The following is a 26,646-nucleotide window of genomic DNA, read 5'->3' as shown; positions in this document are numbered from 1 at the left end:
CCCGTGCTCGCTACGCGCACGCGAGCTGCAGCCGAGGTTCTGTAGATCGCGGCCAGGCGGTACCCTGGCAAGGCCGGCGCAGCGCGAGCGTCGGTGGGGTTGGATGCATCGCGTATTTCTTATCGCAGGAGTGTGCCTTGAAGCTGTTTTCGACGATTGCCGTGCTCGGCCTGGTGCTGATGGCACCTTCGGCCTGGGCCCGGACATGTGCGGTGACCATCTCCGGCAACGACCAGATGAAGTTCGACCAGAGCGCCATCAAGCTGGCGCCCGACTGCACGCAGGTGGACCTGACGCTCAAGCACTCCGGCAAGATGGCCGCCACGGTGATGGGCCACAACTGGGTGCTGACCAAGTCCGCCGATTTCCAGGCGGTTGCCAACGCCGGCGTGCGCTCGACCATTGCCGACAGCTACCTGCCCAAGGCCGATGCGCGCGTGATCGCGCATACCAAGGTCATCGGCGGCGGCGACAGCACCACCGTCAGCTTTCCCACCAGCGCATTGACCAAGGGTGGCGCGTACACGTTCTTCTGCTCGTTTCCCGGGCACTGGGCGATGATGAAGGGCACGCTGAGCTTCGGATGACCGCGGCGCGCCACGGGGCCGGTCCCTGTGGCGCGGTGCATCGGTTGGCTGCCTCCGGCATCGTGTGAACGACGCTGCTGCATCGCTACATGGTCGCGCGCCGTTCCCGCCATGTCAGGCGCGCCTGGCAGGCACCATGACGTGCACGCCCCTCACGGTGGCGGTGCGTCCGTTGTGTGCCGGACGTCCCCGCTGCGTAACACACCGCGCTGCAGCGCCTGCGCCAATGCGCCTTCGCGGCTGCGTGCATCGAGCTTGCGGTACAGATTCTTGAGATGGAATTTGACCGTGTTTTCCGACAGGTGCAGGTGGCGGGCGATCTGCTTGTTGGAATAGCCACGCGCCAGCTGCGCCAGCACTTCCAGCTCGCGCTCGCTGAACACGTCGCTGGAAGGATCGTCGTCGCCGCTAAGGCGTTCGAGCAGGGCCTGGATGGTCAAGGCACGCGTGGTGCCGCCCACGGTGTGCGGGTCGTGCTGCCGGAGCGAGCGCAGCATCGCCTTGGCGGGCAGGCCGAGTTCGACGATCGCCTGCCAACTCTGTGTCAGCGCCACGTGGTCCAGGGCGCTGTACAGGTAGGGCAGGGCGGCGAGCAGTTCGCCGCGTTGCTGCAGCACCAACGCGATGCGGGCACGGGTGCGCGCGAGATGGCACAGGTTGTCGTTGCTCAGGCAGGCCTGCTCGATCTGGCCGAGGATGACCAGGGCTGCGCTGCTGCGTCCGGCCAGGCGGTGCCAGCGTGCCAGTGCGAACCCCATCGCCGCGCGATCGCGCCACCGGTGCGCCGCGCGCAATGTGTGTGCCAGCGAGGATTCGCCGCCGGTGCGCGCGATCAGCACATCGATGGCCGCGTTGCCGGGATGTTCCAGCAGCAGCATCAAGCGCCACGCAGACGCCAGCTCGGACAGCCGCATCAGCTTGCGCCCGTGGGCGATCTGCTCGATATGGTCGAGCACCGCCAGGGCGCTGCGTCCGCTATGGTCGCGCACGCGCTCCAGTCCCAATGCGGTGTCGTACGCGGCTGCCAGCACATCCACGCCGGCATCGTGTTGCTCGAGCGTTTCCAGTGCCGGGTGCAGCAGGTCCGCCGCGTCGTTGTGGTGGCCACGCTCGTACTGCAGCTGCGCGAGCAGGCACTGGCTGGCCGCCTCCAGCACGCGGTCTGGCTGTGGCGTGTGCGCGCACCCGTGCAGCGCTTGCCGGTAGCATGCCTCGGCGTCGCCGAGCTGCCCGCGGTAGAAAAAACTCTGGCCCAGCGCCAGCAGCGCCTGGCCGGCGCCCGCATCGCTGCCGCCGCGCTGCATTGCCTCGCGTGCCGCCAGTGCGTAGCGTTCTGCCACTGCAAACGCCCCCTGTGCGATGGCGGTGGTGGCGCAGATGCAGAGCAGCATGCCGCGGCCAAGCTGGTCGTCCTCGTCCAGTGCGCGCGCCTGTGCCGCGATCTGGGTCAGGCCATGGGGGTTGCCGCAGATTTCGTCCAGGCGGTCGCGCAGCACGGCCACCACCACGGTGTAGTCGCGCTGCAGCGGTTCGCGCAGGGCCGCAGGGAAATCGCGGAAGCGTTCCAGCAACAGGCGCGCGTGGCTGAACTCGCCCAGCTTGATGTGCAGATGCGCCTGGGTGAGGTTGAGCGCCGGCGTCTCGCGGATGGTGCGGTGGTCGAAGTGGCGCAGCAATGCACGCACCTCGTGCAGGCCGTGCGTCAGCAGCAACTGCCAGGTGCCGGCGCGCGCGATGTAGCTGGCCGCCAGATCGCCGCACTGGCCATGCGCGGCGTGTCGTACCGCGTCGGCCAGGTGCTGATGGTCGCCAAACCAGCGGGCTGCACGCTGATGCAGCTGGACGGCCTGGCCAGGGTGCTCGCGATCGAGCAATTGCTGCAGGAAGTCGGCAAACAAGGGGTGATAGCGGAACCATTCGCGTTCGCCATCCAGCGGCACCAGCAGGCCGTGGAAATGCTCCAGCCGGGCGAGCAGCCGTCCACTGTCGTCGCGCTGGCGCAGCGCATCGGCCAGCGAGGCGTTGAGGCGTTCCAGCAGGCTGGTACGCAACAGCAGGTCGCGCGTTGGTGCATCCAGGTCGTTGACCACCTGCTCGGCCAGATACGCGGCAATCTGCGTGCTGCGCCCGGAGAAGCGTGCGGTCACTTCCTGCTGACGTTGTGCATCGCCCTCCAGCCACAGCCGCGCCAGATGCAGCGCCACCGGCCAACCTTCGGTGTAGTGCAGCAGGGTCTCCACCACCGGCGCCGGGACCTGCGGCCCCAGCAGCGTGCGTGCTTCGTCGGTGTCCAGTGCCAGTTGCGCGCTGCAGATGCGACCGAGCTGTGCGTGCAATTCCAGCCGCGCCAGCGGCAGCGCCGGCACGCGACGGGTGGCAAGCAACAGATGCAGGCGCCCACCGCTGTGTTCCACCAGGCGCAGCACCAGCTCATCGACCAGGCTACTGCCGAGCCGGTCGTAGTCGTCGACGATCACGCTGATGCGCCGCGGTGCCGCGCGCAGGGCGCGAATCAGCACCGCGACCGCATCGCGCGGGTCCTGCTCGCAATGGTGCATCACGCTGGTGCACAGCGCGGCGTCGGCGCCTGCACCCTGCAGCGCCAGGGCGAGATGACCCACAAAGCGCGCGGCATCGGCATCGGCTTCGTCCAGCGACAGCCAGGCCACCGACGCCGCATCACGCGCGCGCAGCTGCGCATGCCATTGCGCCAGCACCGTGGTCTTGCCGAACCCGGGCGGGGCCAGCAGCAGGGTCAACGGACGCATCTGGCCCTGATCCAGTGCCCTCAGCAATGCCTCGCGCATCACCGCGCCCGGGTGCGGCGAAGGCGGCTCCAGCTTGCTGGCAAGCAGCCAATCGGGAAGAGCGGGGTCGCGCGGCGGTGACGGGCGCGGAGTGAGCAACGCAACAGGCTTGAGCATGAGGCGAGGGCGGCCGTGGCAAGCGTCAACAGCGCGCCGGCTCGACACGCTGCACAACGTGATGAAACAGCGGCGACGGCACGCAGGTCACCGAGACGGCGACAACGACGGATCGGCTGCTTCGCGGGTCCCCACCCATGCCCGTCCCTGAGCACCTTTCAGAAAGGTATGACAGCCTCACGACAAAAGCAAAGTGTGTAGCGGTTTTCACGCCATCGCCGCCAGGGTCGAGGCGGGCCATCGGGTGGATCGGGTTGTGGTTGCGTCTGCTCGCGCCAGCGGCGTGCGCAGAACAGGTGTGTGTGATCCGGCGTCACCGACCGGCGCGCCCAGCCCGCGGCCTGCGCATTCACTTGGCCCTGCGGTGCATGCCCGGCCCCGCTGGGCCCGCGCCGGCATCCACGTCCGGCGCCATCAGGGCGGCCGTTATCGGCTGCCGGCGTCTGGTTCGGCTGGCTGCCTCAGCGCCGCACCTGCGCCCTCGGCACGTGCTGAAGGCGAAGCGCGGCGCGGACGCCGTCTTACCCCATGACGCGTCAGCGTGCGACGTCTGTAAAAGCTTCGCGTGCCGCGGCGAGCGTGGCCTCGATCACGGCCTCGTCGTGCGCGCTGGACATGAAGCCGGCCTCGTACGCCGACGGCGCCAGGTACACGCCCCGCTGCAGCATCGCGTGGAAGAAGCGGTTGAAGGTGGTGGTGTCGCAGGCGGTGGCCTGCGCATAGCTCTCCACGATCTCGTCGCTGAAGAACAGCCCGAACATGCCGCCCACCTGGTTGGTGGTGACGGCAATGCCGGCCGCGCGCGCGGCATCTTCCAGGCCTTCGCACAGCACGCCGGTCGCCTCGCCCAGGCGGGCGTGGAAGCCCGGTTCCTGCACCAGTTCCAGCATCGCCAGGCCGGCGGCCATGGCCACCGGATTGCCCGACAAGGTGCCCGCCTGGTAGATCGGCCCGGCCGGGGCGATCTGCTCCATCAGCTCGCGCCGGCCGCCGTACGCGCCCACCGGCATGCCGCCGCCGATGATCTTGCCGAAGGTGGTCAGATCCGGCGTGACGCCATAGAGCGCCTGCGCGCCACCCAGCGCCACGCGGAAGCCGGTCATCACTTCGTCGAAGATCAGCAGCGCGCCATGCCGCGTGCACAATGTCCGCAGGTGCTGCAGATAGCCCGCCAGTGGCGGAATGCAGTTGGCATTGCCCACCACCGGCTCGATGATCACTGCCGCCACGTCGGCGCCGATCTCGTCGAACAATGCAGTGGCGCCTTCGAAGTCGTTGAAGCTGAGCGTGGCGGTCAGCTCGCTCAAGCCGGCCGGCACGCCCGGCGAGGTGGGCACGCCCAGGGTCAGCATGCCGCTGCCGGCCTTGACCAGGAACGAGTCGCCGTGGCCGTGGTAGCAGCCTTCGAACTTGATGATGCGGTTACGCCCGGTGGCGCCGCGCGCCAGGCGCACCGCCGACAGCGTGGCCTCGGTGCCCGAGTTGACCATGCGCACCATCTCGCACGAGGGCACCAGCCGGGTGATGGTCTGCGCCATCGTCACTTCCGCCGCGCACGGCGCGCCAAACGACAGCCCGTCGCGGATCGCGCGTTCCACCGCCTCGCGCACCGTCGGGTGGTTGTGCCCGGCAATCATCGGACCCCATGAGCCCACGTAGTCGATATAGCGGTTGTCGTCGACGTCGTACAGGTACGGGCCGTCGGCACGGGCCACGAAGAACGGCTCGCCGCCCACCGACTTGAACGCCCGCACGGGTGAGTTGACGCCGCCGGGCAGCAGCGTCTGCGCCTGGGCGAACAGTGCGTGGGAGCGGGTGTGGTTCATGCGCGCAGATCCTTGAGGAATACCAGTGGGGACATCGATGCCCGGCAGCGGGCATCGCGTTCGCCATTGTCAGGCCTGCGGCCTCGCGCGCCTACCCGGCAGAGGCCCGCCTACCCGTCGGAGCCGGCGGGTAGGGCAACCCGGCTGCCTATGATCGGACACGAGGGGACCGGGCGTTTGGGCATGAGCTGATGGCATGCGGTCATTGGCGCCCCGCTGCAGATGTTCAGAAAGTGTGATTCCGGTGGCCGTTGGCCCCGTTCATCCAGTCGCCTTGCCGACCGTTCCAGACTTGGGGAGAAAGCATGAACCGTAGTATCCAGAAGCGTGCGCTGGCGTTGGCCCTGGTGGTGGCCATCGGCGGTGCACACGCGCAGTCGACCACCGGCAGCATCGTCGGCAGCGTGGGGCAGGGCAGCGGCACCAGCGTGGTGGTGGAAAACAACAGTGGCCTCAGCCGCGAAGTGCCGGTGGACGCGCGTGGCCGGTACACCGCCGGCAATCTGCCGTTGGGCACCTACAAGGTGACGGTCAAGCGCGACGGCGAGGTAGTGGAAACCCGCGAGAACGTGGCCATTACCGTGGGCGCCAACACCGACGTGTCGTTCGCCGCCAGCGCCGCAGGGAGCGGCGTGCAGACCCTGGACAGCGTCACCGTCAACGCGGCCAGCCTGGCCACCATCGACGTCAGCAGCGTGGATACCCGCACCGTGGTCACCGCCGAGCAGCTGGCGCAGCTGCCGTTGGGCCGTACCGCCGAAGCGATCGCGCTGCTGGCGCCGGGCGTGGTGGTCAACAGCGGCGGTTTCGACAACGGCCCGCTCGGCGGCTCGCTGCCCAGCTTCGGTGGCTCGGCCGCCAGCGAAAACGCGTATTACCTCAACGGTTTCAACACCACCACCATCAGCAACAATCTCGGCGGCCTGACCCTGCCGTACGGCGCCATCGACCAGCAGGAAATCTTCACCGGCGGCTACGGCGCGCAGTACGGGCGCGCCAACGGCGGTGTGATCAACCAGATCGGCAAGCGCGGCACCAACGAGTGGAAGTTCGGCGCGGCGGTGATCTGGGAGCCGAACGGCCTGCGTGCCAACCAGCGCGACATCTACTGGCGCCCGGACAGCCAAGCCAGCACCGTCAACAACGCTGCCTACCGCTACGCGCGTGCGGCCAATGGCCTGTACCAGCCGGCCAGCGAAGCCGAGGCCAACCAGACCACTTACAGCGCCTACGTCGGTGGCCCGATCATCCAGGACAAGTTGTTCTTCTTCCTGGCCGCAGAGCAGGTGGATTCGGATGGCGTACGCGTGGGCACCAATCGCGACACCGACAACGGCCGCACCGGCGGCCTGACCGACTACGACTACAAGCAGAAGCGCTGGTACGCCAAGGTGGACTGGAACATCACCGACAACCACCTGATCGAGGTGACCGGTGCCAGCGACGAGGCGGAGACCAACGGTTCGATTTATCGCTACGACTATGTCAACCGCACGCGTGGCAGCTATTTCACCGATGAATCCACCTGGAAGACCGGCCCAACGCTGTTTACCGGCAAGTACACCGGCTATCTGGGTGACAACCTCACCGTGACCGCGCTGTACGGCAAGATGCGCACCCCCGACGAGCTGACCCCGTTCAACTACAACGCGGCCGGGGGACCGGTGATCAATAGCGCGGCGTTGCAGAATCCGGCCTACACCGGCGGCACGCCACGCATCGGCAACCAGCTGGTCACCTCGGTCAGTTCGCCGGATCGCGAATACAAGAAAGACAATCAGCGCCTGAATCTGGAATGGCGCCTCGGCCACCACACGCTCAATTTCGGTATCGACAACCAGAAGTCCGAAGGTATCGACGTCGGCTCGGTGCTGTCCGGCCCCGGCTTCGCCTGGACCTACGGCCAGACCAACGACCCCAACGGGTTGGCCACCGGCGGACTGGTCAGCCAGTCTGCCAACGAAGCCGGCGGCATCGGCGCGCCAAGCCCGGGCCTGGTCGATCCGGTCAACGGGTCCAGCGGCTACTACGTGGTGCGCAACATCAACACCAGCCTGTATTCCTACGAGGCCAAGCAGCGCGCCTATTACATCGAAGACAAGTGGCAGGTCACTGACAACCTGTTGTTGAGCATCGGCCTGCGCAAGGACGAGTTCACCAACTACACCCCGTTCGGCGACCCCTACATTGAAGTGGATAACGCGTGGGCGCCGCGCTTGGGCTTCAGCTGGGACGTCAATGGCGATTCCAGCCTGAAGGTGTTCGGTAACGTTGGCCGCTATTACCTCGGTCTGCCGCTGTCGGCCGTCAGCTTGTTCACACCGGCCACCACCACCGATACCTATTTCACCTACAGCGGCATCAATGCCGACGGCACGCCGGTGTTGGCGCAGCAGCTCGGCTCGGCCGTGTCGGCCAATTCGCGCTTCGGCCGCATCGCCGATGTGCGCACCGCAGTGGCCAAGGACATCGAAGGCGAGAACCAGGACGAAGTCATCCTGGGTTTCACCAAGCAGCTCGAAAGCGGCTGGGTGCTCGGCGTGCGCGGTACCCACCGGCGTCTCAATGCCGGTATCGACGACCAGAACTACGACGTCTCCAACACTGCGCTGATCAACGCGGCCGCCGCGCAGGGCGTGACCATCGATTTCTCGCAAGTCGCAGGCGCCTCGCTGATCAATCCCGGCCAGACCAACACCTGGGGCGTGATCGGCACCGACGGCCAGTTCCATGAGGTGTCGGTCAGCCGCGAAGCGGCGGGCTTCCCGAAGTTCAAGCGCAACTACTCGGCCGTGGAGTTCAACCTGGAGCGTCCGTTCGACGGCCAGTGGTACGCCAAGGTCAACTACGTGTGGTCGCATAGCTACGGCACCACCGAAGGCCAGGTGCGTTCGGACCTGTGGCGCACCGGCGGCGCACTCGGCAGCTATCAGGGCCAGGCGTCGGTTTCTACAACGCAGAGCTGGGACCACGCAGCACTGATGGAACATTTCAACGGCGATCAATCCAACGATCACCGCCATCAGCTCAAGCTGTTCGGCTTCTACCAGTTCAACCCGCAATGGGGCGCCTCGGCCAACTTCAGCCTGATCTCCGGGGCGCCACATAATTGCCTGGGCAACTACTACGGCACCGAATACAGCGGCCGCGATCCGGCCGGCTACGGTGGCAGCGCCATCACCGGCGGTCCTTACCATTACTGCTACAACCCGGAAACCGGCACCGGCGTGGCATCGCCTCCGGGCTCGCAGGGGCGCCTGGGCTGGATCGCCCAGCTCGACATGGGCGTGACCTACAAGCCGGCCTTTGCCGACGGCAAGCTGGCCTTGCGCTTCGACGTGTTCAACATCACCAACGAGCAGACCGCGACGAACATCTATCCGTTCTCGCAGCTGCCCGACAACACCACCAACCCGCTATGGAATCAGGTGGTGGCCTACCAGGCACCGCGCTCTGGCCGGGTGACGTTGAGCTACGATTTCTGATCGGATCACGCGACAAGGGCAGTCCCGGCAGCGACGCGTGAAAGCACGCGTCGCTGTTTTTGTTTTGGGTGATGGCGGCCGAATTGACGTCACCGTGATGAGTGAAGGCAGGCAGCCTGGGTGATGGCTTTGCTAAGCAGATTGTCCGATGTAGTCGAACAGCCCCGACGCGCAGGTTGCAGCAAATTCGCAGAGCGGATGATCTGCGAATTGCTGCAGGGCGCTTGCCCGCCCACCATCGCAGGACACCCTGCAAGTACGTCCATGTAGCTCCGTGGCGGCATCCATGCCGCCACGGGTCCCGCGACGGTGGGCGGGCAAGGACCAGTGGAGTTAGTCGGTGCGCATGGCTCTCAACCAGCGCTTGGCAAACTGGCGACGCGGTGCCTTTGCTCTTCAACAAAACCACCAACCAACTGTCTGGCGTGGTGTCCTCGCCGATTGCGGGACCGTGTGGCGGCATGGATGCCGCCACCGAGCCTCCAGGGACGGATTCACGGCGTGTCCCGCAAGCGGTGAGGGCACCGCGCATTCGACCAGACGTGAAGACAGCCAAGCGATCGCGATACGCACGGTGCAGGTGTCTCAACCTGGTTGCTCGCTACGGACAGATCAGGCGGAGAGCGGATCATCTTCGCCTTTGCTGCAGGGCCCTTGCCCGCCCACCATCGCGGGACACGCTGCAAGTACGCCATGTAGCTCCGTGGCGGCATCCATGCCGCCAAGGGTCCCGCGACGGTGGGCGGGCAAGGACCAATGGAGATGGTCGGTGCGCACAGGTTTCAACAAGCAGCCGGCAAGCTGGCGACGCGGCATCTTCGTTTTTCAACAAAACGACCAGCCAGGTGTGTGATGCGGTGTCCTCACCGATTGCGGGGCCGCCAAGGGGCCCGCGACGGTGGGCGTGCAAGGCCCCGTCACGATGGTCGGTGTACTTGGTGCAAGCAGGGCATCAATCCTGCGCGACGGCGTACGACGCAGCCAGCATCGATCGTCTTCAACGCTTGCCGCACTATCACGCAAATCCGGCGCGGTATGCCTGCACTGCTGCGACCGGATCTGGCGCCGCATACACGCCGCTGACCACGGCAATCAGGTCGGCACCTGCAGTCACCAGCGCGGGCACCTGCGCAGCGGCGATGCCGCCGATCGCTACCCTGGGTAGACCAAGCTCGGCCGCTTGCTGCAGTAGCGCCGGCGTCGCGCGCCGGGTGGTCTGCTTGGTGGTGGTCGGGAAAAACGCACCGAACGCGACATAGCTGGCACCCGCGGCGGCGGCGGCGCGCGCGCGCTCGATCTCGTCGTAGCACGACACCCCGATGATCGCCTGCGGCCCCAGCCGCGCGCGTGCGGCTGCCACCTCGCCATCGTCTTCGCCCAGATGCACGCCCTGTGCACCGACCTGCGCGGCCAGTTGCGCATCGTCGTTGATGATCAAGGGCACACCGTGCGCCGCACAGGCCTCGCGCAGGGCGCTGGCCTGGCGCAACCGCAGCGCCCCATCAGCCTGCTTGTTGCGATATTGCAGCCAGGTGATTGCTGGCAATAACGGCACGGTGCGCAGGAGCAGGCGCTGGGTATTGGGCTCGTCCGGGGTGATCAGGTACACGCCGCGGGCGTCAAGGCGGTGGGGCATGGCAGCGCTTCCGAAAGCGGTGGATGGGATGGGACAATGCTGGCCCCACCGTTGCGTGACCGCGATTATCCGATGAGCGACACATCCACCACCACCTACCGCACCTGGATGTGCGTGGTCTGCGGGTTCCTCTACCACGAGGCCGACGGCATTCCCGAAGAAGGCATTGCGCCCGGCACCGCTTGGCAGGACGTGCCCGAGAGCTGGACCTGCCCCGATTGCGGTGTCACCAAGGACGACTTCGAAATGGTGGAGGTCGACTGACCGCTTGCCTGCCCCGACCGGGCATCGACCACCTGCCGCGCCATGCCGTGGCGGCTGAGCGAGTAGAAGTACGCGGGGGCTCAGTGCGCCCGCGCGCGCTGGCTGTTCAGTTCCACCAGATGCTCGTGCAGATGGACCGCGTCCTGCGCGCTCGGGTTGAGTAGCAGGTAGCGCGAGAGATCGTGGCGGGCGCCATTGCGATGGCCCAGATGCAGATAGGCCATGCCGCGGTCGCGCAGCGCCTCTGGTTGGTCGGGCACCAGCTTCAGGATGCGGTCGGCGCTGCGTGCGGCGCGGTCCCAGTGCTCGGCATCGGCGTACACGCCGTGCAGGTTGCGCAGAATGCGGATCAGGATCGCGCGGTGCGGTGCGGGGTCGAGAATCTGCGCCAGCGCACGGTCGTCGGGGATTTCGCCGCCCAGGTGCGGGCGGGCGCGCTCGCGCAGCTCGTCCACGCCCAGCGGGCGACCACCGTTGAACGGGTCCATCACCAGGACCCCGTCGTCGACCGGCAGGCGCACGAGGAAATGTCCCGGAAACGACACCCCCGCCAGCGGGATGCCCAGGCGACGGGCCACCTCGATCTGCACCATCGCCAGCGAGATCGGATTGCCCAGCCGGCGCTCGAACACCTGGTTCAGATAGCTGTTGCGGGGGTCGTAGTATTCGTCGTGATTGCCCGAATAACCCAGTTCATCGAACAGGTAGCGGTTGACTGCCGCCATCTTCAGCGGCCACAGATCGATCGCCTCCACCTCGCGGCGCAGGTGCTCGACGTGGCTCTGCACCAGCGTGTCATACAGCTCGGCATCCAGCTGTGGATACTCGTCGCGTGCGATCAGCAACGCGGTGGACATCAGTGGCACCGCATCGTCGTCCAGGCTGGCGAGCGCGGTCCAATGGGGAAGTGGGAGCATGTCGACCATGCTGACAAGAGTGTCGGCAAGCGGCGCGGGGTTCAAGTCCGGTACTTCCTGACAGGAGACACCGCATCGCTGTGAATCACTTCAGCTTGGGAATATCCGGGCTGAAAGTGAGTTCGGCGCCGTCCTGCAGGTTGAGCCTGGCGGCCTGGCCGGCATTGAGCTCCAGCACATAGCGGGCCGGCGCCTTGCTGGGGTAGGGCGGGCAGGCGTCGCCGGCCGAGCACGGCGGCACATCGCGCTGCTGCGACACCAGCCGGCGCTGGTTGTCGAAGTACAGGATATCCAGCGCGATCTTGGTGTTCTTCATCCAGTAGGCCATCGGTTCCTGGCGGTCGTGGATGAACAGCATGCCGCGGTCTTCGTCCATGGCGTCGCGGAACATCAGCCCCTTTGTGCGGTCGGCATCGTTCTGTGCCAGTTCTACCTGATAGCGCGTACCGGCCAGTTCCACCCAGGAGCCGCCGCTGGCGCAGCCGCCAAGCAGGAGCAGACAGGCAAGACCAAGGAAGTGGGCAGGGCGCATGCGGCAAACCGATGAGGCGGGGATGGCGCACCTTCTGCCATGCACCGGCGTGCGTCAAGTCGCGGAGGCAGGCGATGCAGTGCGGTGCCAGGCAAGGTATCGGGACGGGCCGATTGCCCGCTGCGCATCGCGCGGCCACGGTGCCGCCTCGCCCAGCGCGCGGGATGCGGGAAGGTCGCTCTGCATGGCAGCGCGCTGCATCCGCCTGCGAGCGGGGCGACACGTTCCGCTTACAGATGCGCTGCGTGCGGACTTCTGTATGCAGACGGCGAGCAAGTTGCGCCGGGGGTGCAGCGTTCGAGAGTCGCCGCACCGGCCACCGCTGTGAAGAGAGCACCTGCAACGCCGCGTTGCCGGCGCGGCCCTGGTGTCGGAATGTCTGCGCGCCGTCGGGCGCACGAACATCGTCCGCGTCGTGCGTCAGAGCACGCGCGGCGGTGTGCCGCCGACGATCACCACATCGGCCGGGCGGCGCGCAAACAGGCCCACGCAGACCACGCCCGGAATCTGGTTCAAGCTGCGCTCCAACGCCACCGGATCGGTGATCTGCAGGTTGTGTACGTCCAGCACCACGTTGCCGTTGTCGGTCACCACGCCGTCGCGCCACACCGGCTGGCCGCCGGTCAACGCCAGGATCTGGCGGGCGACCAGGCTGCGTGCCATCGGAATCACCTCCACCGGCAGCGGAAACTTGCCCAGCACCGGCACTTGCTTGCTCGGGTCGACGATGCAGATGAAGCGTTCGCTGGCCTCGGCAATGATCTTCTCGCGGGTCAGTGCCGCACCGCCGCCCTTGATCAGGCAGCGGTTCGGGGCGCACTCGTCGGCGCCGTCCACATACACCGACAGATTGCCGGTGTGGTTGAGATCCAGCACCTCGATGCCGTGCTGGCGCAGGCGTGCGGTGCTCTGTTCGGAGCTGGAGACCGCGCCCTTGATGCGGTGGCCGATACGGCCCAGCGCATCGATGAAGTAGGCCACCGTCGAGCCGGTACCGACACCGACGATCATGCCGTCTTCCACGTAATCGAGTGCCTTCTCGGCGGCCAGGCGTTTTGCGTCGGACATTTGGGAGCTCGGGATTAGTGATTGGAGATTTGGGATTCGTCTAGGCGGTGCAACGCGGGCGGGCATTGAGCGAATCCCCAAGCCCCAATCCCGGTTATTCGAGCCCTAAAAGCAACTTCCACTGCGCGGCGGTCACCGGCAGGATCGACAGGCGATTGCCGCGCGCGATCAGCGGGAAGCCCTCGCCCAGTGCATCGGCGTGTTGCTTGATTTCGTCCAGCGCAATCGTGCGCTTGAGTTTGCGCTCGAACGCCACGTCCACCAGCATCCAGCGTGGGTCTTCGCGCGTGGACTTGGGGTCGTGGTAGTCGGATTTTGGGTCGAACTGGGTGTCGTCCGGATACGCAGTGCTGGCGACCTTAGCGATGCCGACGATGCCGGGCACCTTGCAGTTGGAGTGATAGAAGAACACACCGTCGCCCACCTGCATGCCGTCGCGCATGAAATTGCGCGCCTGGTAGTTGCGCACGCCGTTCCACGGCTCGGTGCCGACGCGTTCCAGATCATCGATGGAGAACGTGTCCGGCTCGGACTTCATCAACCAGTAGCGCTTGCGGGCAGTCATGCAGAGAGGCTGTCGTCTTTCAGGAAAGTGGCGTGTTCGGTGCAGATGGCGTCCACGCCCACGTCCCAGGATTCGGTCGGCAAGGCAGGCACCTGCTGTGCGGCAAAGCCGACGCCCACCAGCCAGGGCGGCGGCGCCTGGCGATGCCGGAACGCGAAGCTGCGATCATACCAGCCGCCCCCCATGCCCAGCCGCCGGCACGCCGCGTCGAAACCGGTCAGCGGGGTCACCACCAAGGCCATGTCCTGTGGCGCCAGCGTGTCGGCCAGATCCACGTCCGGCTCGGGAATCCCGTAGCGATTGCTGACCAGTCCCTGGCCCGGCCGCCATGGCGCAAAGCGCAGCACGCGTCCGTCCAGCACCGGCAGGCAGTAGCGCACGCCGGCCGGCAAGCTCAGCTGCCAGCGATGCAGTGCGATCTCGCCATCCATCGCCCAATACCCGGCCACCGCACCGGCCTGCGGCGCGAACGGCAGCGCCAGCAAGCGTTCGGCCAATACATCGGCGGCGGCCAGTCGCTGCGTGGGCGGCAGGCTGCGGCGTTGGGCACGCAACTGCTGACGCAGCGCGTCTCGGTCCTGGGTCATCGGTGTCTCGCAGCGGTCGAATGCGCACATTGTCGATGGCCCACGTCCAGCTGCCTAGCGCCATGTCCGCAATGTTCAACATCCCGTTTGAACGTCCGGCGTCCGGTCGGAACGTCGGGCACCGGGTCTGTACGCGCCGCCGGGCAATCGCCTCGTTGGGCGGTTGGCGAAGCGCGGCGCTCACGCGCTTGGCGTAGAGAACATGTCTTCGTACGTTCCGCTCGGTGACATGCTGCGCACGTGCGCTCCTGAGGCTGCCCCCCAGGCTGTCGCATCATCGACAGGCCAATCCCGCAGCAGCGCCCTGGGGCACGAAGGGCTGCCTCGCTGCGCGCGGCAGGCGTCGTGCCCAAACGCATGCCAGACACACAAAAAGAAACGACGCCCGAAGGCGCCGTTTCAGATTTGCATTCTCCGCGGTGACGATGCGGGCGAAACGACCTTGAACCCGGGGTTCAAGTGGGGACGTTGTGAGGCCATCGGGCTTCCCGCTACAAGGCGGACTTGCACACCCGGCTTCGGCGCGCCCCCGTGGTCGTAATTAAGGGACAAGGCGAATGTTTTGCACGCTGTCGTTTACAGCAGAGAACGCAGGTGAAGTATAGACCTCTGCTGCGCGATGGCTAGCCCATTCGTCGGCACGCGGTCGCAAAAATTCATCTTTGCGACGGCAGTGCGACGTCGTGCTCAACGCGGTGTATCGGCCAGGCCGTCCAGGCGACGGTTCAAGCTGTCCAGCGTATTCGCCAATTCACGATCGTAGAGCGCTTGTTGGTCGCGCAACTGCTGCAACTCATGGGCAAGATTGAGCGCAGCCAGCACCGCCACACGATCGACCGCTGCCATGCGGTTGCTGCCACGGATCTCGCGCATGCGCAAATCCAGCAGGCGTGCTGCAGCGGTGAGGCTCTCGCGTTCGTCGGCAGTCACGCCAACCGTGTATTCACGATCCAGAATACGCACGCTGACCGGTTCGTTGCTGCTCACGTGTGCTGCTCCAGTGACTTCAACCGCACGATCATGGCTTCCACCCGCGAACGTGCCTGCTCGTTCTTGGTCAGCAGTTGCGAACGCTCGCCGATCAATTGTTCCTGCTGATGGCGCAGGCTGCGGTTCTCGTCGGTCAACCGTTGCGTCCGCTCCACAAGCGCCTCCACGCGGGCGGCGAGTGCGCGGATCTGAGCGAGGGCGGCAGCGTTGTCCATGCGCTCACGATAGGGGCGCGCGCGCGTCACGGTCAAGCGCCGCTCACGGGCCGGTCACGCACCATGAAGCCAAGCCTGCCAAGGGCTGCCGCCGGCCTGACCCGCTGCAGCGCGTGGCCCCTGGAACGCTGCATGGAGCGACCGGAACGCGGTTGGGACGGGCGGCCTTGATACACTGGAAAGTCTCGTCGCCCGCCTCGCGCGGGTGCCTTCTGTTCCTAGCCTGGATGACCCGATGGATCTGCCTGATGTAACCGCTGTGCAAACTGAAAGCCGTCAGCTCGGGCTGGCGTCCTCTGCGGCGGAGTTGCACGGCGGGCTATGCGGGTGGTTGTCCGGTGGTGGGGCCGACAGTGGCGACTGGCTGGCCCGCATCCTGGCCGACAACGCCCAGGCGGCGCCCAGGCAGGGCGGCGCGCTGGATCGGCTGCGCCAGGCCACCGTGGCACAGCTGGAAGACCGCGACTTTGCGTTCGATCTGCTGCTGGTCGAAGAAGGCGCCCCGTTGCCGGCGCGTACCGATGCGCTGTTCGATTGGTGCCGCGCGTTTCTGGGCGGCTTCGGGTTGGCCGCGCAGCAGCGCCCGGCGCTCACCGAAGAAGGCGAAGAAGCGCTGCAGGATCTGGCCCGCCTGGCGCAGGCATCCAGCGACGATTTCGATGCCGGCGAAGAAGACGACACCGCCCTGGCCGAGATCGAGGAATTCGTCCGCGTGGCGGTGCTGTTGCTGCACGGCGACTGCGTCATGGGGCCGCGTTTTCGCCAACGTCTGAACTGATCGTCGTCCCGTCATGAAGAAGCTCACCGGGATCGGCGCGGCCGAGTATGCGCGCCGGCGCAAGCAACTGATGCAGATGGCCGGCGAGCACGCCATCCTGATCCTGCCCGCCGCTCCCGAGCGCGTGCGCAGCCACGACACCCATTACCCGTACCGGCAGGATTCGGACTTCTGGTATCTGAGCGGCTTTCCCGAGCCCGAGGCGGTGCTGGTGCTGGTGCCCGGTCGCCGGCACGGCGAAGCCATCCTGTTCTGCCGCGAGCGCGATGCCGAGCGCGAAGCCTGGGACGGCCCGCGCGAGGGGCAGGAAGGGGCGGTGGAACGCTACGGCATGGACGACGCGTACCCCATCGACGATGTGGACGAGATACTGCCGGGTCTGCTGGAAGGGCGCAGCCGGGTCTATTACCACTTCGGCCGCGATGTCGATTTCGATCTGAAGCTGATCGGCTGGCTCAAGCGGGTGCGCGAGCAGGTGCGTCATGGCGCGCAGCCACCGCATGAATTCCTGGAGCTGGGGCATCTGCTGCACGAGCAGCGCCTGTTCAAGTCGCGCGATGAACTCGCCTTGATGCAGCAGGCCGCCGACATCAGCGTGCGTGCGCACCTGGCCGCCATGAGACTGGCACGCCCGGGCGTGCACGAGTACGAACTGCAGGCCGAAGTGGAGCGCGAATTTCGCGCCGCCGATGGGTGGCCGGCCTATGGCAGCATCGTCGGCACCGGCAGCAACGCCTGCGTGCTGCATTATCGCGCCAACAACGCGCGCAGCCGCGACGGCGATCTGGTGCTGATCGATGCCGGTGCCGAATACCGTGGGTATGCGGCCGACATCACCCGCACGTTCCCGGTCAACGGCCGCTTCACGCCGGCACAGCGCGCCCTGCACGATCTGGTCGGTGCGGCGCAGGCGGCAGCGCTCGCGCAGGCGCGCCCCGGCGTGGCCTATGAGGCGGGGCATCTGGCTGCGGTGGAGACCTTGACCGAGGGCCTGCTACGCCTGGGCCTGCTCAAGGGCAAGCTGGAACGCAACATCGCCGAGGGGCATTACAAGCGCTTCTATCGACACAAGACCGGCCACTGGCTGGGCCTGGACGTGCACGATGTCGGCGATTACCGGCTGGCCGGCGACTCGCGCCTGCTGGAACCCGGCATGGTGTTCACCATCGAGCCGGGGCTCTATGTCTCTGCCGACGACACCACGGTGGAGCCCAGGTGGCGCGGCATCGGCATCCGCACCGAAGACAACGTGCTGATCACCGGTGATGGCCACCGCGTGCTGACCGATGCACTGGCACGCAGCGCCGACGAGATCGAAGCGGTGATGGCCGGCAGCGCGTAACCGCCGGCGCGCGGGAGGGTCGCAGCGGCCAACACACCGCAGCGAGCGTCATGAAGGCGCAGGCAAAACGCAGTCGCCGCAGTGGACGCGTGCTTACGCCGAATCCCAGGCACCAGCTGCGCCCGCCTGGCGACTGCACAGGCGTTTTGTCGGCTGGGTTCATTGGCCCAGCTGCGGCGTCTGGGTGCGTTCGGGGTGCTGCACCGGCTCGCTCGGCCCGGCGAGTTGACGCGCGCGCTCGAACGATTGTTCTTCCGGTGTGCCCAGCGCCTGTTCGGTTTTCATGTGCGCACGCAGGTGCGCCGGATTGGACGGGTCGCCTTGCACCACGAACACGTTCTCGCCGCCGTGCACGCCGCGATGGTTTGCTTCGCTCATCAGCACGTGGTCCACGCGCGACAGCCCGCCTTCCTTGGCCAGCGGCAACAAGGCGGCGGTGAGGCGTGCGCTGGTCTGATCGGGCGTGCGACCGTGCGCCGCATCGATCGCATGCACGCCGCGTTCGATCTGCTGGTACATCGCGTGGTCCGGGTGCGCACTCTGGCGTGGGTCGTTCATGGCAGTGTTCCGTGTGGTGGTGCTGCAACGTAGCGGGGCGTGATCGGGTGGTGGATGGCGCGGTTGGGCGCCCATCTCAGGTCTTTCGCCATTCTGGCCCGGTATTGCACACCGTGGTGTGGTCGGCCGCGCCTGCTGCTCAAGCGGCGGCGAAGACCGCGCGGGTCAGGTTTTCCGGCGCGTCGTCGGTGCACACCACTTCATCTTCGATGCGAATGCCGCCATACGGTTTGAACTGCTCCACGCGCTGCCAGTCGATGCTGGCGGCGTGGCCGTTCTTCTTCACTTCGTCCAGCAGCATGTCGATGAAGTACACACCCGGCTCGATGGTCACCACCATGCCTGGTTCCAGCACGCGGGTCAGGCGCAGGTAGGGATGGCCTGCCGGGCGTTCGATGCGGCCGCCGCGGTCGCTGGCGGCAAAGCCGGCCACATCGTGTACCTGCAGGCCGATCAGGTGGCCCAGGCCATGCGGGAAGAACGCGGCACTGACGCCGGTGGCCAGCGCGGCCTCCGGCGACACGGTGATGATGCCGAACTGCTGGAGGATGCCCATCAACGCCAGATGCGCATCGATGTGCAGCTGCTTGTAGTCCACGCCGGCGCGCACGGCCTGGCCCATGCGGAGCTGCGCGGCGTCGACTGCATCGATCAGGGCCTGGAATTCGCTGCCGGTATCGGCGGCGTAGGTGCGGGTGATGTCGCTGGCATAGCCATGTGCCGACGCGCCGGCATCGATCAGGAAACTGCGCAGCGGTTGCGGTGGCTGCTGGCCGAGCTCGGTGTAATGCAGCACTGCGCCATGCTCGTTGAGCGCGATGATGTTGCCGTATGGCAGCGTGTTGGCATCCTGGCCCACGGCCGCGCAGTAGGCCATATGGATGCCGAATTCGCTCTGGCCGGCGCGAAACGCCGCTTCGGCGGCACGATGGCCGCGCATTGCCAGCTGCTGGGCGATGCGCATCAACGCCAGCTCGTACGGGGTCTTGAAGGCGCGCTGATAGTCCAGGTAGTCGAGCACCGGCTGCGGGTTGTTCGGCACGTAGGCGCCGAGTGCGCTGCGCGCCTCGCCGAGGATGGCGCAGCGCTCGACCTGCCTGGGCAGCAGCGCCAGCGCCTGTTCCGGGGTGCGGATGATATGGATGTCGCAGTGCTCCACCCACCAGCCGCTGGGCGCGTCGGGCACCACGTGCCAGTAGTCGAATGGTTGGTGGAAGATCACCGTCGGCCGCTGGCCCGGGGTATAGACCAGCCAGCTGTCGGGCACCCGCGTCAGCGGCACCCAGGTCTTGAACTGCGGGTTGACTGCATACGGGTAATCGCGGTCGTCGAACACCTGGTAGTGCGTGCTGCCGCTGGGGACCACCAGATGATCGAAGCCGCCTCGTTGCAGCGCCTGATCGGCACGCGCGGTCAGCGTGCGCAGGTGGTCGGAATACAGGTGGCTCGGGGAGGGCTGGGTCATGCGGGACTCGATCGGCAATGCGAAGCAATGCGCAAGTTTGCCGCAATCGCACTGCGCTGCGTCAGCCGACCATGTGTTCTTCGGCGATCCAGGCGCGCAGGCGCTGGCGATGCGGCTCGGACATGCTCAGGAACCGGAAGCCGGCCCAGGCCTGCCCGGGCGCATGCGCCGGCTCCGACCACAGCAGGTGCACGCCGACGTCGATCTCGGTGGCGCGGCCAACGCGTTCGGGCAGGCTGAAACGCAGCTGGTACAGCGCGTCGTCGTGCAGGGCAACCGAGGCCAGCAGCAGCATGCCGGTTTCCGAGACATTGCCGACCCGGCCGATCTGCGCTTCGCTGAGCATGTCGATCACCGGCACCATGTCGTTTGGTTGGCGGCGCGGCGCACGGCGGGTGTCCTGGATCATGGCAAGGCCTCTGCGGGAGCGTGGCCGGCCAGGCTGCGCAGCGTACGCACGGTGGCATGCCAGGCACGGTCGATCAGGCGGGATTTCTCTTCGACCAGCAGGCGCGCCTGGCCGCCGGCCATCAGCCGCGCCAGCCCGTCCAGCGAGTGCTCGCCGATCTTTTGCCCGCGCTGATTGACGAACAATGCATGGCCGGTCATCGGGCTGTACCAGGACAGGCGTTGCCGGCGCAGGTCGCCTTGCTGGTTGATCACGAATTCGAACCAGGTCCCGAACGGCAGGCTGCGCAGCTGCGTGTAGCAGGCATCTTCAGGCGGCGTGCGCGGTATGGCGGCGGGCTTGTGCCCTGCAGTGTCGGCCTGCTCGCCCAGGCGCGCGCGCGCCTTGAGCTTGGCGGCCAGTTCGGTGCGCGAGCTAAGCGCATCGTCGCCGCCGGGCGTGGACAGGCGGCGCGCAATCGCGGCCGCTTCGTCGTGGTGATAGCCCACCTGCAGCAGCGCGGTTTCGACATCGGTGCCGAGCGCAATGTCGGTGGGCTCGCCCTTGTTGCGGCAGGTGACCTCGGCGATGCGCGTGGTCAGCGCCAGGCGCTCGTCCCACTCCGGCGACTGCTCGCCTTGCCGCAGCAGGGTGAGCGTGAGCACGTCGGACCAGGCCTGGCGCAGCAGCGATTGCACGAACCGTGGCGGTGCGCTGTCGTCGCACACCTGCTCGATCCGCGCCTGCGCCTGCTGTTTGGCAGTTTCCAGCCGTTCCTTGCCGCGCGCGGCATCCACATGCCGGCGTTCGGCCACGTCGGCCTTGCGCGCCAGGGTGCGCAGATGCGCCTGGATGTCGTCGTTGGCGGCGGCGAAGGTCGCCTCGTCGCCCTGGTAATCGTTGACGATGGTGTCGACCGCGGCGCCCAGCTTGTGCAGTAGCTGCGGGTCCACATCGTCCTCGCCCAGCCACACCGCGCCGGACTCGGCCACGGTGTTGAGCAGCTCGCGCACCGGGTGCTGGTCGCGCACGAAGAAATGCGTGTCGGCCAGGGCTGCGCGTACCACCGGCACCTGCAGCCTGGCGAGCAGGGCCTGCGCAGGTGTGTGATCGCGCACTTCGCGCTGCATCTGTGCGTAAAGCAGGCCAAGCAGGTCGAAGGTGTCGTTGTCCTGCGGCGACAGCGTGGCGTCTGCGCCGTGCTCGGCGCGCAGCAGCTCCAGCACCTGGCGTTGCACCGCATCGATACCGGGTGCCGGCGACAGTGCACCCGGGCGTGCGCCCGGCGCACCCTGCAGGCTGGCCAGTGCCTTGCCCAGCGCGGCCTTGGGCACGCAGGGCGCAGCGCTGGCTGCCGGCGCTGCAGCCGGCTGGGCGGCGGCCTGCAGCAAGCTGCCCGGGGCGGTGGTGCCGTGCGCGCCAGCGGTGCCGGCTGCCTGCCAGTGGCGTGCCGAGGACATCAGGCCGCCAAGTGCGTGTGCGGCCTCGTTCAACCCGGGCAAGGCCGCGTGCATGCTGCTGCTAGCACCCGACGCTGCAGGGGGCAGGCCTTGCGGATCGAGCAGGGCACTCTGCCAGGCGTTCGGAGCGGCGTGCCCGTGCCAGCCGTTGGCCGGCCGCGGGGGGCGCTGCGCGCTGCCGTGTGTGCCTGCCGCGGCGTTGCCTGCAGGTGTCGCCGCACCCGCTGGCGCGGTGCGGCGCGTCTGCACATGGGTGGGCTTGACCAGGTAGGGGTGATAGATCAGCCCGGGCAGGATGCCTTCCTGCGCGAGCGTGGCATTGGCGCTCTCGTAGACATCGCCCAGGCGATCCATCACCTGATGCTCGAAGACCTTGTACAGCGCGAGCTGCCCATCCAGGCCGAGACCCAGGCACTGGCCGCACTCACGCACGATCCTGCACAGGGCATAGGGCCCGAGCGGCAGGGCGTCGAGCTCGAATTCCGGCACTGCGCCGATCACCGCCAGACGTTGCGCCAGCAGTTGCAGCGCATCGGCACGCCGCGAGGTCTCGCGGCGGGCGATGTCGCTGAGCACGATGTCGCGATCGATGTCGGTGTCTTCCACCAAGGTCAGCGTCTGCGGTGGCGTGGACGCATCGGCGGGCGGCATCAGCGCAGGGCGCTCCTGCAATGCCGCCAGGTCCTGCGCCAGATGCTGCAGGAACAGCTGCGGAAAGCGGTCGATGTGATCGCGCAGGCCGCGCATCTGCGCGTAGATATCGGCCTGAATCTGGCTGTTGCGTGCGTGCTCGGCCTGATGCAGCAGCGCGCGTTCCAGCTCGACGATGGTCAGCCGTAGCGGGCCGCCGAGCGCCTGCACGCACTGCGCATGCAACATGCCAAGCAGGCGCCGGCCGCGCGCGGAAACGGGCGCGTCGGCGATCGGGCCGCTGAGCGTGGGCTGCAGGGAGGACAGGGGCGTGGACATCCGGGGAGATGGGCTCGGTGCGAAGCGTGAGCTATGTAGCATGTTTTCCGGCTGCGCAGCGATCATCGCGATGCGAGGTGCCAGGAGCCCGGTGCCGACCGCGCCGCCTCGATGGGGCACGAGCCCACGCTGGCGCATGTCGCCGCACCGCAATGTTGCCGGCGCTGCAGGGGGCGCGTGCTCAGGTCAAAAACAGCTCGACCACGTCGTTGGTGAAGCGGCGGCCCAGCTCGGTGGGCACCACGCGCCCGTCCTGTTCGACCAGCCAACCCTGCGCCACCGCACGCGCGACCGGTGCGGCGATGGCCGACGCGGCCAGGCCGGTGCACGCTTCGAAATCGCCCAGGCGAAACCCTTCGTGCAGCCGCAGCAGATTGAGCATGTATTCGAACGGTAGCCGCTCGCGCGGTACGACCTCGTCGCCACCGACCGATGCGGGCGTGCCGGCGCTGGCCAGGTAGCTCTGCGGATGCTTGTGCTTCCAGCGCCGCAGCACGTGTTGTTCGGCGCCGGAACTGATCTTGCCGTGCGCACCTGCGCCGATACCCAGGTAGTCGCCAAACCGCCAGTAATTGAGGTTGTGCGCGCACTGCCGGCCCGGTTTGGCATAGGCGCTGACTTCGTACTGCGCATAGCCGGCCTCGGCAAGCAGCGCTTGGCAATGTTCCTGGATATCCCAGGCCGCATCGTCGTCGGGGATGCCCTTGGGCGGCCGCGCGAAGAACACCGTGTTCGGCTCCAGCGTGAGCTGGTAATGCGACATGTGGGTGGGCTGCAACGCGAAGGCGCGTTCAAGGTCGCGCTCGGCCTGCGCCAGGGTCTGCTCGGGCAGCGCGTACATCAGGTCGATATTGACATTCTCGTAGCCGGCATCCTGCGCCAGCTTGATCGCACGCTCGGCCTCGGCGCTATCGTGGATGCGCCCGAGCCGCTGCAATGCCACATCGTCGAAGCTCTGCACGCCGAAGCTCAGGCGGTTCACGCCGGCGGCGCGGTAGTGTTCGAAGCGGCCATGCTCGGCGGTGCCCGGATTGGTTTCCAGGGTGATTTCAAGATTCGGTGCAAAGCGCAGCCGTGCTGCAGCCGCCTGCAGGAATCGGTCGATCGCCTGCGGCGGAAACAGGCTGGGCGTGCCACCGCCGAAGAACACCGAATGCACCACACGGCCCCACACCAGCGGCAGGTCTGCATCCAGGTCGCGGATCAGTGCATCTACGTATTCCTCGAACGGCAGCACGCCCTTGGCCGCATGCGAGTTGAAATCGCAGTACGGGCATTTGCGCACGCACCAGGGCAGGTGCACGTAGAGCGAGAGCGGGGGAGGGATCAGGGTGGGCACTGCGTGCGGTCGTCGGTTACAGCGTGAGCGCGTGCAGCTTGTGCTGCAGCGTTGCCAGTGCCACTGCGCGGTGGCTCAGGCGGTTTTTCATGTCGCTGTCCATTTCCGCCGCGGTCAGGCCATGCACCGGATCCAGAAACACCGGGTTGTAGCCGAAGCCGCCATCGCCACGCGGTTGCGTGGTGATCACGCCCTCCCAGCTGCCTTCGGCGATCAGCGGCTGCGGATCTTCCGGGTGACGCAACAGGACGATCACCGCGTAAAAGCGCGCACTGCGGCGTTCGGCGGGCACGTCGCGCATGGCATCGAGCAACTTGGCGTTGTTGGCCTGCGCATCGGTGGGGCTGCCGGCGTAGCGCGCGCTGTACAAACCGGGCGCACCGCCCAGCGCATCGACGATCAGGCCGGAGTCGTCGGCCAGTGCCGGCAGGCCGGTGACCGCGCTGGCATGGCGTGCCTTGATCAGCGCGTTCTCCACGAAGGTCAGGCCGGTTTCCGGCACGTCTTCCACGCCCAGCTCGCCCTGCGCGACGATGCGCAGCGGCAGTGCCGCCAGCATGGCGCGCAGTTCTTCCAGCTTGCCGGCGTTGCCGCTGGCCAATACCAGTTGCTTCATTGCTTGGGCTCCAGCAGATCCCACTTGGTGCCGTACAGATCGCGGAACACCACGACCGTGCCGTATGGCTCCTCGCGCGGGGTTTCCAGGAATTCCACGCCGAAGGCCTGCATGGCTGCATGGTCGCGCCAGAAGTCGTCGGTGTAGAGAAAATGATCCACGCGCCCACCGGTCTGATCGCCGATGCGCGCACGTTGCGCAGCGTCGGCCGGTTGCGCCAGCAGCAGGCCGGCGTCTTGCGCGCTGCCCGGGCCGATCACCACCCATCGCTTGCCATCTCCCAGTGCGCGATCTTCCAGCACCTGGAAGCCCAGCGCGCCGGTGTACCAGGCAATCGCCGCATCGTAGTCGGCAACCAACAAGGTGGTCAGGGCGATGCGACGGCTCATCCGGCCAGTGCGGCGCGTTGCAGCGCGAACAGCTCGCCCATGCCCTTTTCTGCCAGGGCAAGCAGCGCGTTGAGTTCGTCGCGACGGAAGGCATGGCCTTCGGCCGTGCCCTGCAGCTCGATGAAGCCGCCGCCATCGTTCATCACCACATTCATGTCGGTGTCGCAGTCGCTGTCTTCGGGGTAATCCAGGTCCAGTACCGGTTCACCACGATAGATGCCGACCGACACCGCCGCCACCGCGCCGATCAACGGGTGCTTCTTGATGTCGCCGCGCTTGAGCAGCAGGTTCACCGCATCGGCCAGCGCCACGTAGGCGCCGGTGATGGCCGCGGTGCGGGTGCCGCCATCGGCCTGCAGCACGTCGCAGTCCAGGGTGATGGTGCGCTCGCCCAGCGCGTTGCGGTCCACGCAGGCGCGCAGTGCGCGGCCGATCAGTCGCTGGATTTCCAGCGTGCGCCCGCCCTGCTTGCCACGGGCGGCTTCGCGGTCGGAACGGGTGTGGGTGGAGCGCGGCAACATGCCGTATTCGGCGGTGACCCAGCCTTCGCCCTTGCCGCGCAGGAAGCCCGGCACGCGGTTTTCCACGCTGGCGGTGCACAGCACGCGGGTGTCGCCGAAGCTCACCAGCACCGAGCCTTCGGCATGGCGGGTGAAGGCGCGTTCGATGCGCACCGGGCGCAGCTGGTCGGCCGTGCGGCCGCTGGGACGGGAAAAGGTCATGCGATGAGTCCGGAAGTCGGGAGGTGGGTCTGGCGTCAGTGCGCGGCGTGCAGGCAGCCGGCAAGGGCGGCTAGGGTACCATTCGCGCTTTGACGGTACGGAATTCACGATGATCCGAAGCATGACCGCGTTTGCTGGCGGCGAACGCATCACGCCCTGGGGCACGCTCGGTTGCGAGCTGCGCTCGGTCAACCACCGCTTTCTGGAAGTGGGCACGCGCCTGCCGGAAGAATTGCGTGCGCTGGAGCCGCTGCTGCGCGAGCGCGTGGCTGCCAAGAACAGCCGCGGCAAGCTGGACCTGACGCTGCGCCTGCGCGCGCCGGAAAACGCACAGACTCTGGCCGTCAACGAAGCACTGCTGCAGGAACTGGGCGCGCTTGCCGCGCGGCTGGATGGCGTCTTCCCCAAGCTGCAGGTGGGCTTTACCGACCTGCTGCAGTTGCCCGGCGTGCTGCAGGTGCAGGACGTGGATGCGCCCGCGCTGCAGGCGCAGGCGCTGGCCTTGCTGGACGAGGTGGTCGACAGCTTTGTTGCTGCGCGCGAGCGTGAGGGCAGCAAGCTGGCCGCGGCGATCAGCGAGCGGGTGGATGCGATCGAACGTATCGCCGCCGAGGTGCGCACGCTGATTCCGGCAATTCGCGAAGGGCAGCGCGTCAAGCTGGCCGCACGCCTGGCCGATCTGCCGCATCCGGTGGACCCGGGCCGCACCGAGCAGGAGCTGGTGCTGTGGCTGCAGAAGCTGGACGTGGACGAGGAGCTCGACCGCCTGTCCAGCCACATCGCCGAGATCCGTCGCGTGCTCAAGCAGCGCGAGCCGGTTGGCCGCCGCCTGGACTTCCTGCTGCAGGAGTTCAACCGCGAAGCCAACACGCTGGGCTCCAAGTCGGTAGACAGCCGCACCTCCAACGCCGCCGTGGATCTGAAGGTGTTGATCGACCAGATCCGCGAGCAGGTGCAGAACATCGAGTAGCCGGGATGCGGGATTCGGGATGGGGCAGTTGCCGGTTCCCTATGTCTGCGGGCT

24 protein-coding genes and 1 other RNA gene are annotated in these 26,646 nt (G+C 67.0%); 6 read left to right on the top strand and 19 right to left on the bottom strand.

Translation table 11 applies throughout. From position 1 onward, the window contains the following. Window positions 1–137 precede the first annotated feature (137 nt). Complete coding sequence (gene azu / locus RZV17_RS16075; RefSeq protein WP_355604921.1) at window positions 138–587, top strand: azurin; 450 nt, start codon at window positions 138–140, stop codon at window positions 585–587. A 152-nt stretch (window positions 588–739) separates the two neighbouring features. On the opposite strand, the gene RZV17_RS16070 is transcribed toward azu, so the two are convergent. Together RZV17_RS16070 and hemL are read right to left on the bottom strand one after the other, a co-directional pair. Continuing rightward, window positions 740–3,511: a LuxR C-terminal-related transcriptional regulator gene (locus RZV17_RS16070; RefSeq protein ID WP_355604918.1), complete on the bottom strand. Its 2,772-nt coding sequence runs from the start codon at window positions 3,509–3,511 to the stop codon at window positions 740–742. A gap of 536 nt (window positions 3,512–4,047) precedes the next feature. Then, a complete protein-coding gene (gene hemL, locus RZV17_RS16065; protein ID WP_184374765.1) occupies window positions 4,048–5,337 on the bottom strand; it encodes a glutamate-1-semialdehyde 2,1-aminomutase in 1,290 nt (429 codons plus the stop codon). A 305-nt stretch (window positions 5,338–5,642) separates the two neighbouring features. On the opposite strand from hemL, the gene RZV17_RS16060 reads away from it, so the two are divergent. After that, complete coding sequence (locus RZV17_RS16060) at window positions 5,643–8,822, top strand: TonB-dependent receptor plug domain-containing protein (protein ID WP_355604914.1); 3,180 nt, start codon at window positions 5,643–5,645, stop codon at window positions 8,820–8,822. A 1,015-nt stretch (window positions 8,823–9,837) separates the two neighbouring features. Here RZV17_RS16060 and thiE read toward each other — a convergent pair. After that, entirely contained in the window at window positions 9,838–10,458 is a 621-nt protein-coding gene (thiE, locus tag RZV17_RS16055) for a thiamine phosphate synthase (RefSeq protein ID WP_355604911.1), read from the bottom strand. Window positions 10,459–10,494: 36 nt separating this feature from the next. Between thiE and RZV17_RS16050 the strand changes: the two genes are divergently transcribed. Next, on the top strand, window positions 10,495–10,722 hold the full coding sequence (locus RZV17_RS16050; protein WP_146093234.1) for a rubredoxin: 228 nt from the start codon (window positions 10,495–10,497) through the stop codon (window positions 10,720–10,722). Window positions 10,723–10,802: 80 nt separating this feature from the next. On the opposite strand, the gene RZV17_RS16045 is transcribed toward RZV17_RS16050, so the two are convergent. The 8 genes from RZV17_RS16045 to RZV17_RS16010 all read right to left on the bottom strand — a co-directional run bounded on the left by RZV17_RS16045 (window position 10,803) and on the right by RZV17_RS16010 (window position 15,596). Next, window positions 10,803–11,684 (bottom strand): SirB1 family protein, encoded by an 882-nt coding sequence (locus tag RZV17_RS16045; protein ID WP_184367532.1) that lies wholly within the window; start codon window positions 11,682–11,684, stop codon window positions 10,803–10,805. Window positions 11,685–11,724: 40 nt separating this feature from the next. After that, on the bottom strand, window positions 11,725–12,171 hold the full coding sequence (locus tag RZV17_RS16040) for a DUF192 domain-containing protein (protein ID WP_355604907.1): 447 nt from the start codon (window positions 12,169–12,171) through the stop codon (window positions 11,725–11,727). A 420-nt stretch (window positions 12,172–12,591) separates the two neighbouring features. Then, on the bottom strand, window positions 12,592–13,239 hold the full coding sequence (gene rpiA / locus RZV17_RS16035; RefSeq protein ID WP_355604904.1) for a ribose-5-phosphate isomerase RpiA: 648 nt from the start codon (window positions 13,237–13,239) through the stop codon (window positions 12,592–12,594). 94 nt (window positions 13,240–13,333) lie between these two features. Continuing rightward, window positions 13,334–13,804, bottom strand: a complete 471-nt coding sequence (locus tag RZV17_RS16030) for an EVE domain-containing protein (RefSeq protein WP_184438428.1) — start codon at window positions 13,802–13,804, stop codon at window positions 13,334–13,336. Next, window positions 13,801–14,391, bottom strand: coding sequence for a 5-formyltetrahydrofolate cyclo-ligase (locus tag RZV17_RS16025; RefSeq protein ID WP_355604900.1), 591 nt, complete (start codon window positions 14,389–14,391; stop codon window positions 13,801–13,803). The genes RZV17_RS16030 and RZV17_RS16025 overlap by 4 nt, the downstream gene beginning before the upstream one ends. Window positions 14,392–14,798: 407 nt before the next feature. Further along, window positions 14,799–14,982: non-coding RNA, 6S RNA (gene ssrS, locus RZV17_RS16020), on the bottom strand. Window positions 14,983–15,078: 96 nt separating this feature from the next. Further along, the gene (locus RZV17_RS16015) at window positions 15,079–15,378 is read right to left on the bottom strand and encodes a cell division protein ZapA (protein ID WP_039410433.1); all 300 of its coding nucleotides are present in this window, start codon (window positions 15,376–15,378) and stop codon (window positions 15,079–15,081) included. Further along, on the bottom strand, window positions 15,375–15,596 hold the full coding sequence (locus tag RZV17_RS16010; protein ID WP_039410450.1) for a TIGR02449 family protein: 222 nt from the start codon (window positions 15,594–15,596) through the stop codon (window positions 15,375–15,377). Before RZV17_RS16010 ends, RZV17_RS16015 begins: the two co-directional genes overlap by 4 nt. Before the next feature lie 235 nt (window positions 15,597–15,831). Between RZV17_RS16010 and RZV17_RS16005 the strand changes: the two genes are divergently transcribed. Both RZV17_RS16005 and RZV17_RS16000 read left to right on the top strand, forming a co-directional pair. Next, window positions 15,832–16,374, top strand: coding sequence for a YecA family protein (locus tag RZV17_RS16005; protein ID WP_104580710.1), 543 nt, complete (start codon window positions 15,832–15,834; stop codon window positions 16,372–16,374). 13 nt (window positions 16,375–16,387) lie between these two features. Continuing rightward, the gene (locus RZV17_RS16000) at window positions 16,388–17,716 is read left to right on the top strand and encodes an aminopeptidase P N-terminal domain-containing protein (RefSeq protein ID WP_228314861.1); all 1,329 of its coding nucleotides are present in this window, start codon (window positions 16,388–16,390) and stop codon (window positions 17,714–17,716) included. A gap of 159 nt (window positions 17,717–17,875) precedes the next feature. Here the strand turns inward: RZV17_RS16000 and RZV17_RS15995 are convergent, their stop codons facing one another. From RZV17_RS15995 to rph, 8 genes are all read right to left on the bottom strand, one after another. Next, window positions 17,876–18,274, bottom strand: a complete 399-nt coding sequence (locus tag RZV17_RS15995) for an XVIPCD domain-containing protein (RefSeq protein ID WP_039410424.1) — start codon at window positions 18,272–18,274, stop codon at window positions 17,876–17,878. A 139-nt stretch (window positions 18,275–18,413) separates the two neighbouring features. Continuing rightward, entirely contained in the window at window positions 18,414–19,739 is a 1,326-nt protein-coding gene (gene pepQ / locus RZV17_RS15990) for a Xaa-Pro dipeptidase (RefSeq protein WP_355604897.1), read from the bottom strand. 61 nt (window positions 19,740–19,800) lie between these two features. Beyond that, window positions 19,801–20,148: a PilZ domain-containing protein gene (locus RZV17_RS15985; RefSeq protein WP_047696865.1), complete on the bottom strand. Its 348-nt coding sequence runs from the start codon at window positions 20,146–20,148 to the stop codon at window positions 19,801–19,803. Continuing rightward, complete coding sequence (locus RZV17_RS15980) at window positions 20,145–22,556, bottom strand: DUF1631 domain-containing protein (protein ID WP_355604894.1); 2,412 nt, start codon at window positions 22,554–22,556, stop codon at window positions 20,145–20,147. The genes RZV17_RS15985 and RZV17_RS15980 overlap by 4 nt, the downstream gene beginning before the upstream one ends. 181 nt (window positions 22,557–22,737) lie before the next feature. Further along, entirely contained in the window at window positions 22,738–23,895 is a 1,158-nt protein-coding gene (gene hemW, locus RZV17_RS15975) for a radical SAM family heme chaperone HemW (RefSeq protein ID WP_355604892.1), read from the bottom strand. A 16-nt stretch (window positions 23,896–23,911) separates the two neighbouring features. After that, window positions 23,912–24,511: an RdgB/HAM1 family non-canonical purine NTP pyrophosphatase gene (rdgB, locus tag RZV17_RS15970; protein ID WP_039410409.1), complete on the bottom strand. Its 600-nt coding sequence runs from the start codon at window positions 24,509–24,511 to the stop codon at window positions 23,912–23,914. After that, entirely contained in the window at window positions 24,508–24,900 is a 393-nt protein-coding gene (locus RZV17_RS15965) for a VOC family protein (protein ID WP_016903569.1), read from the bottom strand. Before RZV17_RS15965 ends, rdgB begins: the two co-directional genes overlap by 4 nt. Then, complete coding sequence (gene rph / locus RZV17_RS15960; protein WP_005996762.1) at window positions 24,897–25,622, bottom strand: ribonuclease PH; 726 nt, start codon at window positions 25,620–25,622, stop codon at window positions 24,897–24,899. Before rph ends, RZV17_RS15965 begins: the two co-directional genes overlap by 4 nt. Before the next feature lie 109 nt (window positions 25,623–25,731). Here rph and RZV17_RS15955 point away from each other — a divergent pair, with 109 nt between their 5' ends. Continuing rightward, window positions 25,732–26,592 carry a YicC/YloC family endoribonuclease gene (locus RZV17_RS15955; RefSeq protein WP_104580718.1) on the top strand — a complete coding sequence of 287 codons (861 nt, stop codon included), beginning with the start codon at window positions 25,732–25,734 and terminating at the stop codon, window positions 26,590–26,592. Window positions 26,593–26,646: the final 54 nt, after the last annotated feature.

Origin of the sequence: Xanthomonas cannabis, from assembly GCF_040616535.1 — a bacterium.
In the GTDB taxonomy this organism is placed as follows: Bacteria; Pseudomonadota; Gammaproteobacteria; order Xanthomonadales; family Xanthomonadaceae; genus Xanthomonas; species Xanthomonas cannabis.
Note: the sequence above shows the minus strand (reverse complement) of the source record. Positions and strands in the feature narration are given on the sequence as shown.